Genomic DNA, 15,148 nt, shown 5'->3' with positions numbered 1-15,148 from the left:
ATATGCGACAAGGGTATGCCGCTTATTCGAGCGTTCAGAAACAAACCGAAAGCCACCAGCAGGTTGAGTACAGGCTGCTTGGTCAGGTTACCAGTGCGCTTCTCAAGGCTCAGGACACGGAGTGCACGTTGCAGGATCGGCTCAATGCAGTGCTCTGGAACGGAAAGGTTTGGGACGCGTTTCTGTGCGACCTGTCCGAGCCGGGAAATCAGCTTCCCCAAGGACTTAAGACGAGTCTTATCCAGCTTGCGCATTGGGTCGCGAGGGAAACCGAACTGGCGATTGAGACCAATGTCGGTCTCGATGCTCTGATAAATGTGAACCGGCAAATCATGGAGGGGCTGCAGGATCAGTTCCGGCTCGCGGAAGCGAGTTGATCAGATCGACTTTTCCCCGCCTAAAGCCTTTTGTATCAACGCTGCCGCTTCCGGGATCACCTGGTCCCACGTACGATTTCCTCCCTTGACCACACTTATCTCGCTTGCAAGCCAAGGATTGTTCCGCGCCCCTAAGAACACAGCGGTTCGGCTGCCGTGCAATCCGATAGCGGGCGTTCCAACCGCCCCGGCAATGAACAAGACGGACGTATTGGCTGAGACGACGAGGTCAAGAGCGGCGATCATTCCCGCGACACGGTCCAGCTCGTTTTTCTGATCGATTTCAAGCGGTTTGTAGACCGGCTTTCCTGTGACTTTCTCAAGCTCCCTGATTTCGTCGTCGCATTCATCATATTGAAGACAAACCGGCAGGAACTCGGCCGCTTCGAAGAGCGGTGCGAGTTGCCTTGCTTCTAAATCGTTATGGCGCCAGCCGGGGCGGCGAAGGCCGCTCCGCCAGCAGAATCCGACTGAGCGGTGCTGCCCTGCATCCTTGAACCTCCTGAGCCACAATTCGAGCTCTGATACCGCGGGCAGCAGAAAGCCGGGCACCGGGGAGAACGCATCCAGATTTGGTCTGACCAAGCGCGGCATGTCGCCGAGCATCAGATAGGCACCGATGTTTTCGCGCGCGACGAGCGGACCGCAATCGGCGACGGCAATTTTTTCCGCTGAGCGGCGGATTTTCTCAATGACGGTGACGTCGTCAAACGATCGCTGGAAAAGGGGTACCAGACGCGGGTCCGCCTCGAGAATTACGCGCCCGCCATAGAGCCGTCTTATGTCTCGCACGCAGGAAGCGAAACGAATTTCATCTCCGATACCCTGTTCGTGGCAGAGCAGAAGCGCCGCATTCCCGGTCGCGGGACTGCCATTCCATTCCTGAGGAAGGCCGCGACGGTCGACCCGGACCTCATCTTTCAGGTGCCGCCACGAATACTGCAAATAACCTTCGGAGATTTTGCCGGCTGCGAGCAATGCATCTCCGAGATTGTATTCCAAAACCGGATCTGAGGGCCGAAGAGTCCTGCCATGAACCGCAGTGCGTACGCCCTCGGTCATCCGGCCGACAGAACGTTGGACTAGTTGCAGGTTGTTATAGCCCTCGGGGGCGCTTGGGTTCGCCAATAAGGCCCGATGGTAATATGCGACGGCTTCTTCAGCCTCGCAGAAGTCGAAACGCGCGCGTCCCATTTGGAAGAAAAGCTCTGCGGAGAGCGCTCCCTTCTGCTCCAGAGGTTCCAGAATTGCGCGGGCTTCCGTGGCGCGCCCGAGGTCATTCAGCAGCGTGGCCACCGAGACCTGCCATGCTGTGTTTTCCGGGGCCGCAGCGACAGCTCGTTCAAAACAGGCAAGAGCTGCCGCGCGATTTCCGAGGCTTCGCTCCGCCTCGCCTAGGTTGTAGCAGGCTTCCGCGAGTGTCGGAGAGATCGAGAGAGCCCGCCTGAGCTGCTTCTGAGCGCTTTCCGGTCGGCCCCCACTCAAAAAGATGCAGGCAAAGCGGTTCAGACAATTTGCGTCCGAGGGGGTAAGCAGCAACGCACGGCATAAGCGCCGGGCGGCAGCGCCAAGATCGCCGGATTGCAGCGTCGCGAGACCATAGAAGTGCCAGAACTGGCTGAGGCTCGGGAGCAATGCCTCAAGCTCGCGATAAGCGGACATTGCGTCTGCTACTCGTCCGGCGCTGTGGAGTTCTGCTGCCCGGTGAAATTTTTGTACGGAAATTGCATTGGATGCCGACATCATCGGGCCATGCTGCACCAATGTGCTGACGCCGGAAAGGCTTTCAGTCGATCGTATCCCGTTTCGTTTGGCCCGGTTCTTGCTTATCGATTTGCGAGGCATTTCGCCTGTAAAGGATTCGGAGGTCACAGCGACCATGTCAATTTCCAGCGCACTCCTTGCCGCAACATCCGGATTGGCGGCATCCCAGTCCCGGATCGACGTCGTTTCCAGGAACGTCGCGAATGCGACGAACGACGATTACACCCGCAAGTCGCAGGAAGTTACGACCCGTATCATCGGCGGTCAGGCGCAGGGCGTGGATGTTGGCGTCATCGAGCGCTCCGTAAATGAAGGGCTGCTTGAAGATCTCCGTACCCAGGAGGCAACGGTCGCCGAACTCGAGACGCTCGATGCCTACCTGGAGCGTTTGGTCGAGGCGTTTGGTCGGCCCGGGGACAACGACTCAATCTCCGCCAAGATCACGGATTTGAAAGAGACGATCCAGGCCTTGTCGATCGCGCCGGAACTCGGTGCGAACCAGGCCGAGGTTTTGCGGGCGGCGGAAGCCGTGGCGACCGAGTTCCAGAACATCACCGATACGATCAACGATCTGCGCAAGGAAGCGGACCGGGCGATTGCTGATACGGTCGAGCTCGTTAATACGGCGTTGGAGAATATCGACACGCTGAATGACGAGATCGCGACGCGAAAGACCGAAGGGCGGACGACGGCCGATCTGGAAGACAGCCGGGACAAGTTTGTCCAGGAACTCTCACAATATATGAATATCAATGTTATCGAGCGCTCGAACGGCGAGCTAACGATCCTGACCGGCGACAGCCGGCTGCTGCTCGACGACACGACCTTTCCGCTGACCTTCACTGAAACTGCGCTGTTTACCTCGACAACGACCGGGCAGCCGCTTCAGATCGAAGACGGGCTTGCCGGGACCGCGACCAACCCGGACATTTCGTCGGAGGTCTCCGGGGGCGACGGTACCCTTGCCGGTCTGCTGAGGATTCGCGACACACTGCTCGTCGAGGCTCAGGATCAGCTCGACACGCTCGCCCACGAACTTGCGAACGATCTTGATACCTTCACCATCAACGGTACGACGGCCGTCTTGAACCTCTTTGTCGACGGTGCAGGCAATGTTCCGGCGGATGCTCTTGGAAACGAGCAAGGATTTGCGGAAGTCATCCAGGTCAACCCGGATGTTCTCGCAACGCCATCCTATCTCGTGACAGGCGATACGACCGACGGTGCCAATACATACGTCGCCATCGGTTCGGGTGACCACCGAATTGCCAACGCGATGCTCGACGTGTTTCAGGCGACGCAGACTTTCGTCTCGGGTTTCGGTCTGACCGCCAGCAATTCGATCGAGGGGTTCGCCGCGGAACTGGTCGGGTTCCAGGCGAACCAGCATGCGAGTTTCGAGAGCCAGCTGACTTTCGAAACCAACTACCGGGATACGATCGAGCAGGCCTATCGTGACGAGAGCGGCGTGAACACTGACGAGGAACTCGCCAAGCTGATTGAACTCGAAGCCGCTTTCGCGGCCTCGGCGCGCGTATTGCAATCCGTCCAGACCGCTCTGGACGAACTTGTTAACATCATTCGCTAGCTGGGAGTGAGACGATGCGTATCGCCACCCTGACGACAGCCCTCCGAACCCAGAATACGGTCCTGAATTTGCAGGATCAGATGCTTCGTGCTCAGCAGCAGGTCTCCACCGGAAAGGTGTCGCAGATCTATAGCGGGCTCACCGGTGACAATGCTCGGATCTCTATCCAGCTGCGCGAGGAAATCCAGACCAAAGAGGCCTACGTCAATACGATCGAGGGGGTGCGTACTCGGACCAAGATCATGGAAGCCGCCTTGGTCGGTATGCAGGATCTGGCTGAGGAGATGCGCGCCGAGCTGATCAAGCAGCAGGAAGGCAAGTACGACGATACGGCGCCGGTCCTGAAGCAGTTCGCAGACTCGGCGATCGACCAGCTGGTAAGTCTTCTCAACTCCCAGTCGGAAGGACGTTATCTCTTTAACGGTACCTCTGTCGCGACACAGCCAGTGATTGACGCGACAACCCTGAAAACAAACGCTTTTGCCGCGATCACTCCTCTTGCTGTCGGCAACTCGGCGACGGTGATCGGTGATTCCGCAACCTTCTTCGCCACGGACGGCAACTGGAACAATGTCGGAGGTCTTCCTCCCGGACAAACCCAGCCCTTCGCTTTTGACGCGGCGGAGGGAGTCCGGCTGGAGTATGGCGAACTCGCCAGCAATGACGCGTTCGAGGAACTCTTCGAGGTATTCGCTGTTTTCGCCGATGTTGATTATGCCGCTGGTCTGGATGCCGACTACGGTGCGCTGGTGACCGATGGTTTGACGCGTGTTGAAACCGCCGCGGACCAGATCGGTCTTATGATTGCCTCGCTCGGGACCACCCAGGGGCGGATGACCGACCTGGAAGCGCAGCACAAAGACGACAATACGGTGCTCACGAAACAGCTGGATGGTATCGAGAACATCGACTCATTCGAAGCCGCCGCAGAATTCCAGTTGATTCAGGGGCAGCTCCAGGCTGCTTATCAGACCACCGCCTCGATTCGGAACCTCTCGCTGGCGAACTACCTGTAAGAGTGTGTCTGACCGGTAGGTAAGTTGTTCCGCCCGTACGGACTTTTCGTCGCGTCTAAATTTTTCCTAAATTTTGTTGCGTCATGCAAATGACTCGACAATGGATTCGCGAAGCGCTATATACATTTAGAGTTGCCGACAAAAGGCAGGTTTATTGACTCCAGAATGGAGATCGTCATGGTCGAAATCCTCTCGGGGACGACCGCCGCACGATCCGTTGCGCAGCAGGTCCCCACGTCGTCTCAGAAGGCGTCGAACTCTGACGCTGGTAGTACGGCCAATCCTATTCCGCGCGATTTCTATCTTAGCCCGGTAATCCGTTTCGATTCCGAGGCGTTAAAAGTTATTTTCGAGATCCGCGACAGCCGTTCCGGCGAAGTGACACGCCAGTTTCCGCCCGAGCGTGCCGTGCGGGAGCTTGAGAAAACGGCCGGTCTCGGTGTCGAAGCGCCTGAGACGCAGGAACCGAATGCTGTCACGGGAGATCGCGCGATCGCTGCGGATAGTGGAACCGAGTCGGCCGCAGATGCCGGCGCCGAACAGGAAGTCAATGTTCTGATCTGAGGCATTGATTTCGCGTCATACCGTTCATCGATCTACCCAAGAATCCTTCACAAGAGCCATTGCGCCGGAATTCGGGTTTAAAACGTCCGGATCCGGAAAATCCGTCTGGAAGCGAAAATTCCCCTAGAGTTCCAAGTATGTTAGGAATTCAGTGTGCACTAGTGGAATGCCGACGGAGGGTCCCGGCGTGGAGAACGAAGACGCGATCAATGAACTGCTGAAACGCGGGCTCAATCACCATGAGGCGGGCGAAGTCGTAGAGGCCCGCAATATCTATGTTGAGATCCTGGAGCGGGATCCCCAGAATCACAAAGCTCTGGATCTCGCCGGGTTGCTCTGTATGCAGTGCGGCGAATTCGACGCCGCGAGAGATTTTTTCGACTCGGCCATGGAGCTAGACCCGGATTCGGGGCGCTACCTCTGTCATGCGGGCACTTTGCAGCTCCATCTCGACAATCTTGAGACGGCAGGCGAGTTGTTGCGCAAGGCGATCTCGGTCGATCCGGAGATCAGCGAGTCCTTCCTGTCGCTCGCTCTGGTCCATCGCGCTCAGAAGAACATTGGCGATGCGGTATCCATCATTGAGGACGGGCTTTCGCACCACCCTGACAACAGCCGATTGCTGACCTGGCGGGGTATTCTCGAGATCGACAAAGAGGATCTTCCGAGCGCCGCAGAATTCCTGCATCAGGCGATTAGTGCGGACAACGAGAATCTGGAAGCTATGCTCACGTTGGGCAACGTGATGATGGAGCTTGATGAGTTCAGCATCGCGGAGCGTTGCTACAAGTCAGTGAAGGAACGGGCTCCGGAGGATCTCGGCACGCGTTGCCGCTTGGCGGTGCTGTTGAAACGCGCCGGCCGGCGGGACGAAGCGGTGGCCGAGCTGGAAGAGACGTTCGCTTTCGCACCGGCTGAGAGCGAGGTTTTTAACGATATTGCAGAGTTGCTGGAATCTCTTGGCTGCGATGACGATGCGATTGTCGCTGCCGAACGTGCCGTGGCCCTGGACAGTAGTAATGCGGCGAGTTTTGCACTTCTGGCCCGGCTCCATGGCAAAGCCGGAAACGAAGAAGCGGCGAAGGACGCTGAGGATCGCGCCGCCGCACTGACCTGAGCCTCCCCCCGTCTTGTATTCCTGCCGACCATCGCAGTCGGCAGGTTTTCGCCCGGTTAGTGTCAGAGACTTTTCGTGACCGCGGCGACGTTTTGACCAAGCGGCGTGTAGGCATCGTAGCCTGTGCGTGTCTTGCCGAACGACTGAATCGCGTCGGCGGTGATGCCGCGCTGTTTGCGTACCGATTCCATGATCAGAGAAACAACGCGTTCGGCGGCGTCATGACTTGAGCGCAGCGCCAGCATGTTGTCCGAGAGTGCGCAGCGGAAGCGGTTATAGATCTCCCGAAGGGCGGTGCGGTCGTCCGAGGGGATCATTTCCAGTACCTCGGGATGCTTGCGCATCTCGGTCTGATGCTTCTCGAAGGAAATCGCGAGCTGGCGCTTGCGAGCCTGAAGCCGGTCGAGGGTTTTGAACTCGCGTTTCTTCAGGAGTTCCGTTTCCTCGTTGAGGAGCTTCATCAGACCGATCATGCTCTCTCGAAACGCGTCGATGATGGAAACATCCGCCATTTTAATTCACCTCCTGAAGAGCAAGTAATTGTCTTTCAATCGTGTCCGCGATACCGATTCCGCCGCTTGAGACGACCTGCTTGCCGTACTCGTCGATCATCAGGTCACGGTAGATCCCTTCGGCATGCCCGCCGCCGAACATGCCGCCGCTATCGAGACCCTTGAACATGTGGCCGAGCATCTGGCTGACGAAGATCGACTCGAATTCTTCGGCGGCCCGGCGTACTTCCTCACGGTTCTTGCCGGCGAACTTCAGTTTGTCCGCCGCCGCGTTGGCCTGCGAGGCACGCAGATTGGCGGATGCCGAAGCCGATTCCGTGAGTGCGAAATTATCCATGTTCGGGCTCCTTAGAGGACTTCGATCTCGGCCTGCAACGCGCCGGCGGCCTTGATTGCCTGAAGAATGGAGATGAGGTCGCGCGGACCGATCCCGAGAGCATTCAGGCCGTCGACCAGTTCCTGCAGAGTGACGCTCTGGGACAGAACGGACAGCTGCTTATCCTCGTCCTGGTCGATCTCGATCTGAGTCCGCGGAACCGTTACGGTCTCGCCGGTCTGCGCGAAAGGCTGAGGTTGCGAGACCTGAGGCGTTTCCGTGATCCGGATCGTCAGGTTGCCCTGGGCGATCGCCACGGTGCTGATCCGGACATTCTCGCCCATGACGATGATGCCGGTGGTCTCGTTGATCACGACCTTGGCCGGGATGTCCGGGGTCACCCGCAGCTGCTCGACATCGGTGATGAGGGCCACCGCGTTGCCTCGGTAATTTTCCGGCACCAGCATGCGCACGGATGCAAGGTCGCGAACCTGGGCAACCGGAAGGCCGACAAAGGCATTGATCGCCTGGGATATACGCCGGGCGGTCGTGAAATCCGGGTTCTTGAGGGCGATGGTAACCGTTTCCATCTGCTGCATGGAGAAATCGATCTCCCGCTCGATGATCGCGCCATTGGCGATCCGGCCGCTGGTCGGGACGCCCTGGACGATGGTCTCTCCTTCGCCGGCGGCGGAAATAGCACCGGTCGCGACCGATCCCTGGCCGACCGCATAGACTTCTCCGTCGGCGCCAATTAGAGGCGTGACGAGAAGGGTGCCGCCGAGCAGGTCCTCGGCATCGCCGATGGCGGAAATGGAGACGTCGATTCGGCTGCCTTGTTTGGCGAACGGCGGGAGGGTGGCCGTCACCATCACCGCGGCGACATTGTCCGTGTCGAGATCGTCGTCGCGGGCGTTCACGCCAAGGCGTTCGAGCATGCCGACGAGGCTCTCACGGGTAAAAATTGCGCTGTCGAGGCTGTCACCGGTGCCGTTCAGGCCGACCACCAGACCGTAGCCGACCAGCATGTTCTCGCGGACACCCTCGAAGTCGACGATATCCTTGATGCGGGTCTGAGCTTCGGAGCTTCCGGCCGAAGCCAGCAGCAAGCAAGCAGCCGCCAGCAGGCCTGTGGCCGTGCGTTTGATGAAGCTGGAGCGGGTCTCGTAGATTTTCTGCGGCCGCATCGTTTCCGGTTCCTCTTAACTTGAGCTGAGCCGTTTCTCGGACTCTTGTCGGCGGACGTGATGCGAAGATCGTGCCAACTTGTCCTGAGGTGACCGGGCGCATATCACGTTTTTTGCTAAGCCATTATTCGCAATGCCGTGCGCCGGGCGGTAGTATATCTCTGCGGAACAGCGTAGGGTTCTGGAATGAAGGTAGATCCATCACGCCGTGTGAGTACCCCGGCGACACGCAAGACGTCGAAGTCGGGCTCGACAAGCGGCACCCAGTTTTCGGGCCTTCTTGAGGAAACTCAGGAAAGCAAATCCGCCCAGGCTGCCCGTTCGGCAATGCCTGTCGATGGATTGCTCGCGGTTCAGGAAGCGGACCCGGATGGGCGGGGCGGCAATAGGGAAGGCCAGCAGAGAGGGGAAGACCTTCTCGCACGGCTGGAGAGGATTCGTGATGGCCTTCTCCTTGGAGCGATCCCGGAATCGGAATTGCGCAGTTTGGCGCAGACAATCGGCCAGACGAGGGAGCGCGGATTTACCGATCCAAGGCTGGGCCAGATCCTCGACGAAATCGAGCTGCGCGCGCGCGTAGAGTTGGCGAAACTCGGCACTTTTTTGTAGCGATTTCCGTCTCGTCTCGGTTTATCGTTAATATTCAATGCCTTATAGATCTTCGCGCAAGCGCGTGAAGACGCAAACTGGCGCTTGAACCTCGCTGGGGGCGGACCTATACTCCCGCCGCTCGAAAAGGGCAGAAACCTTGCCTTTGATTGGCCTTTGTGGTGGAGGACCGGAATGAGCGTCACGTTGCCGCCGGACTACAAGCCGTCGGAAGACGAAGAGTTTATGAATCCGAAGCAGCAGGAGTATTTCCGGCAGAAGCTGCTGAAGTGGCGCGCGGAGTTGCTTCAAGAAGCGAACGAGACGCTGAGCCACCTGACCCAGGAAAACCTTCAGAAGCCGGATATGGCCGACCGCGCGTCGCTGGAGACGGACCATCAGATCGAGCTTCGGACCCGCGATCGCGAGCGCAAGTTGATCAGCAAGATCGACGCGGCTCTGCAACGCATCGAGGACGGCAGCTACGGTTACTGCGAGGAAACGGACGAGCCGATCGGATTGCGCCGACTGGAAGCGAGACCGATTGCGACCCTGAGCCTTGAGGCACAGGAACGTCACGAGCGGCTTGAGCGAACGCATCGCGACGACTGAACTCTATATCCGTCAAACGCCAGGACGATAAAATGAGGGCCGTTCCTGTCGGAACGGCCCGTTTCAGTTTGGTTGGGTAATTTGTGGAGGGCGGCAATTTTTGCCGCCCTTGCGCTATAGGGAATTAGAAGGGCATGAGGATCTCAAGGGCCTGTGCTCCGTAGCGCTGCTGCTGCAGATCGGAGATCTGACCGCGCCCGCCATAGGCGATCCGTGCTTCCGCCATCTCGTCGTAATTCACCGTATTGTCGGAGGCGATGTCCTCCGGCCGGATGACGCCGCCGACAACGACCTCACGGACCTCGAAATTCACCCGGACTTCCTGGCGGCCGAACAGGACCATGTTGCCGTTCGGGAGCTCCTGGGTCACCACCGCGGCGAGACGGAGGTTGATGGTTTCGTTGCGGTCGATTCGGCCCCGCCCGTCATTTGCGGTGCTGGAGCTCAACCCGACGAGCGGATCGGCCACGGGTTCGGGGAAAACTTCGTTGAACCAGTTTTCGATGCCGAACAGCCCGTTGACGTCCATGTTGTCCGTGTGGGTTCGGTCGTGCCGGGTTCTGTTGTCGATCGCGGCGTCGTCCGCGATTTCGACAACGACAGTAATGATATCGCCTACCTCGCTTGCGCGCTGATCCTCGAAGAAAGCGCGGGAGCCTTCGACCCAGAGCGAGTTGGCCTGGCGCGTCGCGGTCACCGGAGTCGGCATCGGCATCGAGACCGGACGGTAGTTGGCTGCCTGTGTCGGGTTCTGGATCTCCGAAAGCTCCGGCGTCTTGCCGATGTCCGCCAGTCTCTGGAAAACGTTGCATGCGCTGACGGAGGTTCCGATCAGGGCCACGGCGCAGAGGCGGGCGAGTTGAGCGGAGAGATTTTTCTTGGTCATTTTACCGTATCCTCAAAAGGCCTGTTCTGGCGCTTGTCTGTTCAGTTCATTGCGATGCGGGGGCCGGCGACGGAGACGATCCCGGCATCCGTTACCGAGCCGATGACCGTTTTGCCGCTCGCGAGATTCTTCACCCGGATCGAGTCGCGGCGCGCACCGTTCTCAAGTGCCTGGCCGCGGAGGGTCAGGGTCATCGCAGAGGTGCGGAACACCATGGTGACGACATCGCCCTTGCGGATCAGCTGTACCGGTTTGACATCCGTTCGCCGGATCACGCGGCCGGCGCCGATCGGCCGGCGCACGCTCATGCCGACGAGCTGATCGACAGTGGTCACGGTGTTGTGGTTACTCCGGCGTGCCCGCATTTCCGTCCAGGAAATATCGCTCTCGCGGATCGTCTCGCCCGGTGCCGCATGCCGGTTCAGAACCGGTACCTCGATCACGGCGTGGACTTCGCCCTGAACCTTGGCCCGCAGGGACTTGCCGTTGCCGAGAGGCACGGAAACGATCGCTGCGAAACGCTGGTTCCGGCTGCTGTAATCGAGGTTTTCGACCGTGACTTCAGGATCCATTTCACTCGGTACCATCAGGGATAGACGGCGGTTCGTGACATCGACCTCGATGCGGTCGGTAACATAGTCCTCGACCAGTTGCTCTTCGATGGCGCTCCGGATCCGCTCCAGCGGAACGGCACGGCCTTCACGCTCCACGATCACGCGCGTGCGGCTACTGCTCGGCGTCCAGTCGATGTCGTGAGCCGAGGCCAGCTGTTGCAGCGTGCCGGCTCGGACGACGATGTCCTCTCCCGGGAGCGGGGCGTCTCCGATGCGGGCGTCCTTGCCGGCAGGGAGGCCGGAAAATAGATCGCTCAGCATGAGAGAGTCGCCGTGCAACGTGACCGTGTCGTTGGCGAAAATCGCATTATTCGCCTTGAGCCCGGCCTCGGCCGGCTGTGCTCCGCCGATGGCGGCGCCGAGCAGCAGCGCGGCCGAGAAGAGCGTCAGGGGCTTCAGCTTTTTGCCTGTCATGTCACTTCTCCCGGTTAGGAGGTCTCAGGCCCGCGTTAGCGGACCTGGTTGACCGTGGCCATCATCTGGTCGGAGGTCTCGATGACCTTCGAGTTCAGCTCGTAGGCGCGTTGAGCCGTGATCAGGTCGGTGATTTCCTGCACTGGATCGACGTTCGAGGATTCGATGTAGCCCTGGAAAAGGGTACCAAAGCCGTCGGTGCCGGGGTTCGCGGTGCTCGGTGCGCCGGACGCCTCGGTTTCCAGCAGAAGGTTGTTACCGGCATGTTCGAGACCGGCATCATTCTGGAAGATCGCGAGCTGGATCTGGCCGACATTGGACTCGGCGGTCTGGCCGTCGAGTTTCACGAGAACCTGGCCGGACTCGTTGATCGTCACGCCGATCGCTTCCGACGGGATCGTGATGCCGGGCTGGACTGTATAGCCGTCGGCGGTCACCAGCGTGCCGTCCTGGCTCACCTGGAAAGAGCCGTCCCGGGAATAGGCCGTCTCGCCGTCCGGGAGCAGAACCTGGAAGTATCCGTTGCCGCGGATCGCGAGGTCGAATTGGTTGTCCGTCAGGATGAGCGAGCCCTGCTCGTTCACCCGATAGGTGGCCGCAGTCCGGACACCGACACCGAGCTGGATACCGGACGGCACGATCGTCCCTGCGTCGGACGAGTTGGAACCGACACGCCGCAGATCTTGATAGAGAAGATCCTGGAACTGGGCGCGATGCCGCTTGAACGCCGTGGTGTTCATGTTGGCGATGTTGTTGGAGATGACCTCGACGTTGGTCTGCTGGGCCAGCATGCCGGTGGAGGCGATGTTCAGGGATTGCATGGTACTTATCCTTCCAGCAACAGGTTAGACCGCCTGAGGCGAGCCGAGTTTGCGGACAGAGGTGCGGAGCCGTTCGGCCTCCTTGTCCAGCATGTTCTTCACGCCCTCGTAGGAGCGCTGGACGTCGATCATCCGGGTCAATTCGCTGATCGCCGAAACGTTCGAGGTCTCGAGATGACCTTGGAGCAGCTCCGATTCTTGGGCCGGCTTCGGAGCTTCGGTGGTATCGAAGAGGCTGCCGCCGCGCTTCTGCATGCGCGCGAGATCGTCGAATTCGACGAGCTTCAGAATGCCCAGAACCTCGATGCCGGCACTGATGGTGCCATCCGGCGATATCTCGATCTTGCGGCCGTCCTGCGGGATGAAAATCGGATTGTCGCCCTCATCCATGACCAGCTCGCCGTTGCCGGTGATCAACTGATTGTCCGGATCGAGTTTGAAATTGCCGTTCCGGGTGAAGAGTTGCTGATTACCGTTGTCCACGACGAAGAAGCCGGGCCCTTCGATCGCGACATCAAAGGTATTCTGTGTCGGCTCCAGTGTGCCCGGCTGATGAATGACGATCGTGCCGTGATCGATCACGAAGTCGAGTTTCTCTTCCATCTTCGTGTCGGTCTCATAGGGCGAGTAGAGCGCAATCTCGCGCTTGAACGCGGCAGTGCTGCTGTTCGCGATATTGTTCGCCACCAGAGAGAGCTCGCGCCGGAGCGCCGACTGCCTGGAGAGCCCGATATAGATCGCGTTTTCCATGACGATTTTTCCCAACCAATTTCCAAATCGCCGCGTTCTACGGCCGTTGCCAAGGAGAAAGCAGGTTTCGTGCCAAATTAAAAAATAAATAAAATCAATAAATTAGTGTGTTTGTGCCGAGTTGGTTGGCCCGTGGAACGGCAAGTCCGGACCATGTGGCAGCTTTTGCCGGGCGCCGAAAACGGGCCTCGCGGATGCGCGACGCGGGCTCGTCTTTAGAGACTGGGTTCGCTCATATCTGGAAGTTAATGAAAAATATGGAGAAATGGCGCGTCTTATGGTTTACTCAAATCAATGGTCCGCACCTTTGGTCCTTGCCTTGCTTGCAATTGGTCAAGCCGCATGAAGAAAGCCGGGTGTGGAATGCGTGTTGCCTGATTTCGGCCAAATTCCGGCCTTAACGTGATGGCATGATACAGGACGGGTTTGATGGCCGAAGAAGGCGAAGTCGTCGAGGACGGCGGTGAAGTCGAGGAAGATGGCTCTAGCCGCAAGCTAAGCCCTAAGAAGATCATTCTCTTCGTGCTGCTGCCTCTTCTGCTGCTTGTCGGCGCCGGGGCCGGCGGCGCGCTCATGCTCGGCATGCTGGGCGGTGAGGAGCCGCCTCCCGAAGTGGAGGGGGGCGAGCAGGCGGCGGAGCCGGAAGCGCCCCAACCGGCGGCGCAGGCCATTTTCTTCGAGGTTCCGGACCTGATCGTCAACCTGAATACCAACAGCCGCAAAACGGCCTTTCTGAAGATCAAGATCGCGCTGGAAGTGAGCGATCCCGCCGATGTCGATGTCGTGAACGAGAACTTGCCGCGTATCGTCGACAATTTTCAGGTATATTTGCGGGAGCTCCGGGTCGACGATCTTCAGGGGTCGGCTGGAATGTACCGCTTGCGCGAGGAGCTGTTGCGGCGCGTGAACCTGGCGGTCCGTCCGGCGCGGGTTAAAGACGTCCTGTTCAAGGAAATGCTGGTTCAGTGAGGTATTCCCATGGCCGATGATGATCTTGCTGCCGAATGGGAGGCGATGGCCGATGACGACGAAGACGAGGATGTCGGCGGCGGCGGTACAGGCGCCCGTGTTCTAAACCAGGACGAGATCGACTCCCTTCTCGGCTTCGACGAGGGTGCGGGCGGAGACGGCGACACATCCGGTATCCAGGCGATTGTCAACTCGGCGCTCGTTTCCTATGAGCGCCTTCCGATGCTCGAGGTCGTCTTTGACCGCCTTGTGCGCATGATGTCGACAAGCCTCAGAAACTTTACGTCCGACAACGTCGAGGTCTCGCTCGACAACATTACCTCGATCCGCTTCGGCGACTATCTGAACTCGATCCCGCTGCCGGCGATGCTCAGCGTTTTCAAGGCGGAGGAATGGGATAATTACGGCCTTCTGGTCGTCGATTCGGCGCTGATCTATTCCATCGTCGATGTGCTGCTCGGAGGCCGCCGCGGCACCGCCGCTATGCGTATCGAAGGCCGGCCCTACACCACAATCGAGCGTAACCTGGTCGAGCGTATGGTCACGGTCGTGCTGAGCGACCTTTCCGCCGCCTTCGATCCGCTGAGTCCGGTGACCTTCCGCTTCGACCGGCTTGAGACCAACCCGCGTTTCGCGACCATCGCCCGTCCTGCCAACGCAGCGGTTCTGGCGCGGCTCAGGATCGACATGGAAGACCGCGGCGGTCGGCTCGAATTGATGCTTCCTTACGCGACGCTGGAGCCGGTCCGCGAACTTCTGCTCCAGATGTTCATGGGGGAGAAGTTCGGCCGCGATTCGATCTGGGAAACTCACCTCGCGAACGAGCTCTGGGCGACGGATATCGAGCTCGAGGCCGTTCTGGATCAGGTCGTGCTGTCTTTGAACGACGTGCTCAACTGGAAGCCCGGGACAAGGCTGCTCCTGAACGCGAGCCCGAAATCCACGATCGACATGCGCTGTGGCGACGTTCCGCTCTTTGTCGGCGGGATGGGGCAGCGCAACGGGAATATTGCAGTTAAGATCAATCAGAAACTGCGGAAGATGTAGGCCGCC

General features: G+C 59.1%; 17 protein-coding genes. 9 read left to right on the top strand and 8 right to left on the bottom strand.

Annotation, left to right across the window (positions count from 1 at the left end; genetic code table 11):
- Nucleotides 1-2 precede the first annotated feature (2 nt).
- Nucleotides 3-377 carry a flagellar biosynthesis regulator FlaF gene (gene flaF / locus NUH88_RS02140; RefSeq protein WP_257769675.1) on the top strand — a complete coding sequence of 125 codons (375 nt, stop codon included), beginning with the start codon at nt 3-5 and terminating at the stop codon, nt 375-377.
- On the opposite strand, the gene NUH88_RS02135 is transcribed toward flaF, so the two are convergent.
- On the bottom strand, nt 378-2,258 hold the full coding sequence (locus tag NUH88_RS02135; protein WP_257769674.1) for a tetratricopeptide repeat protein: 1,881 nt from the start codon (nt 2,256-2,258) through the stop codon (nt 378-380). It lies immediately after the preceding gene.
- Between NUH88_RS02135 and flgK the strand changes: the two genes are divergently transcribed.
- The 4 genes from flgK (at nt 2,257) to NUH88_RS02115 (ending at nt 6,426) form a co-directional block, all read left to right on the top strand.
- A complete protein-coding gene (gene flgK, locus NUH88_RS02130) occupies nt 2,257-3,729 on the top strand; it encodes a flagellar hook-associated protein FlgK (RefSeq protein WP_257769673.1) in 1,473 nt (490 codons plus the stop codon). The genes NUH88_RS02135 and flgK overlap by 2 nt on opposite strands.
- A 14-nt stretch (nt 3,730-3,743) precedes the next feature.
- On the top strand, nt 3,744-4,745 hold the full coding sequence (locus NUH88_RS02125; RefSeq protein WP_257769672.1) for a flagellin N-terminal helical domain-containing protein: 1,002 nt from the start codon (nt 3,744-3,746) through the stop codon (nt 4,743-4,745).
- A 177-nt stretch (nt 4,746-4,922) separates the two neighbouring features.
- Nucleotides 4,923-5,309, top strand: a complete 387-nt coding sequence (locus NUH88_RS02120) for a hypothetical protein (protein ID WP_257769671.1) — start codon at nt 4,923-4,925, stop codon at nt 5,307-5,309.
- A gap of 187 nt (nt 5,310-5,496) precedes the next feature.
- Nucleotides 5,497-6,426: a tetratricopeptide repeat protein gene (locus tag NUH88_RS02115; RefSeq protein ID WP_257769670.1), complete on the top strand. Its 930-nt coding sequence runs from the start codon at nt 5,497-5,499 to the stop codon at nt 6,424-6,426.
- A 62-nt stretch (nt 6,427-6,488) separates the two neighbouring features.
- Here NUH88_RS02115 and NUH88_RS02110 read toward each other — a convergent pair whose 3' ends face one another.
- The 3 genes from NUH88_RS02110 to NUH88_RS02100 are packed head-to-tail and all read right to left on the bottom strand — an operon-like array spanning nt 6,489 to nt 8,441.
- Nucleotides 6,489-6,938: a flagellar protein FlgN gene (locus NUH88_RS02110; RefSeq protein WP_257769668.1), complete on the bottom strand. Its 450-nt coding sequence runs from the start codon at nt 6,936-6,938 to the stop codon at nt 6,489-6,491.
- Nucleotide 6,939: 1 nt separating this feature from the next.
- Complete coding sequence (locus NUH88_RS02105) at nt 6,940-7,275, bottom strand: rod-binding protein (RefSeq protein ID WP_257769667.1); 336 nt, start codon at nt 7,273-7,275, stop codon at nt 6,940-6,942.
- An 11-nt stretch (nt 7,276-7,286) separates the two neighbouring features.
- The gene (locus NUH88_RS02100) at nt 7,287-8,441 is read right to left on the bottom strand and encodes a flagellar basal body P-ring protein FlgI (RefSeq protein ID WP_257769666.1); all 1,155 of its coding nucleotides are present in this window, start codon (nt 8,439-8,441) and stop codon (nt 7,287-7,289) included.
- Nucleotides 8,442-8,627: 186 nt separating this feature from the next.
- Between NUH88_RS02100 and NUH88_RS02095 the strand changes: the two genes are divergently transcribed.
- Both NUH88_RS02095 and dksA read left to right on the top strand, forming a co-directional pair.
- Entirely contained in the window at nt 8,628-9,050 is a 423-nt protein-coding gene (locus NUH88_RS02095; RefSeq protein WP_257769664.1) for a flagellar assembly protein FliX, read from the top strand.
- Nucleotides 9,051-9,224: 174 nt separating this feature from the next.
- Entirely contained in the window at nt 9,225-9,641 is a 417-nt protein-coding gene (gene dksA / locus NUH88_RS02090) for an RNA polymerase-binding protein DksA (protein ID WP_257769663.1), read from the top strand.
- A gap of 124 nt (nt 9,642-9,765) precedes the next feature.
- Here dksA and flgH read toward each other — a convergent pair whose 3' ends face one another.
- From flgH to flgF, 4 genes are read right to left on the bottom strand one after another with little or no spacing between them, the layout of a single operon-like run.
- Nucleotides 9,766-10,527 carry a flagellar basal body L-ring protein FlgH gene (gene flgH / locus NUH88_RS02085; protein WP_257769662.1) on the bottom strand — a complete coding sequence of 254 codons (762 nt, stop codon included), beginning with the start codon at nt 10,525-10,527 and terminating at the stop codon, nt 9,766-9,768.
- Between the two features lie 41 nt (nt 10,528-10,568).
- Nucleotides 10,569-11,555 carry a flagellar basal body P-ring formation chaperone FlgA gene (gene flgA / locus NUH88_RS02080; protein WP_257769661.1) on the bottom strand — a complete coding sequence of 329 codons (987 nt, stop codon included), beginning with the start codon at nt 11,553-11,555 and terminating at the stop codon, nt 10,569-10,571.
- A 35-nt stretch (nt 11,556-11,590) separates the two neighbouring features.
- A complete protein-coding gene (flgG, locus tag NUH88_RS02075; RefSeq protein WP_257769660.1) occupies nt 11,591-12,376 on the bottom strand; it encodes a flagellar basal-body rod protein FlgG in 786 nt (261 codons plus the stop codon).
- Between the two features lie 24 nt (nt 12,377-12,400).
- Nucleotides 12,401-13,126, bottom strand: a complete 726-nt coding sequence (gene flgF / locus NUH88_RS02070; RefSeq protein WP_257769659.1) for a flagellar basal-body rod protein FlgF — start codon at nt 13,124-13,126, stop codon at nt 12,401-12,403.
- A 429-nt stretch (nt 13,127-13,555) separates the two neighbouring features.
- Here flgF and NUH88_RS02065 point away from each other — a divergent pair, with 429 nt between their 5' ends.
- Nucleotides 13,556-14,095, top strand: a complete 540-nt coding sequence (locus tag NUH88_RS02065; RefSeq protein ID WP_257769658.1) for a flagellar basal body-associated FliL family protein — start codon at nt 13,556-13,558, stop codon at nt 14,093-14,095.
- 9 nt (nt 14,096-14,104) lie between these two features.
- Nucleotides 14,105-15,142, top strand: a complete 1,038-nt coding sequence (gene fliM / locus NUH88_RS02060; protein WP_257769657.1) for a flagellar motor switch protein FliM — start codon at nt 14,105-14,107, stop codon at nt 15,140-15,142.
- Nucleotides 15,143-15,148: the final 6 nt, after the last annotated feature.

Origin of the sequence: Nisaea acidiphila (assembly GCF_024662015.1) — a bacterium.
In the GTDB taxonomy this organism is placed as follows: domain Bacteria; phylum Pseudomonadota; class Alphaproteobacteria; order Thalassobaculales; family Thalassobaculaceae; genus Nisaea; species Nisaea acidiphila.
Note: the sequence above shows the minus strand (reverse complement) of the source record. Positions and strands in the feature narration are given on the sequence as shown.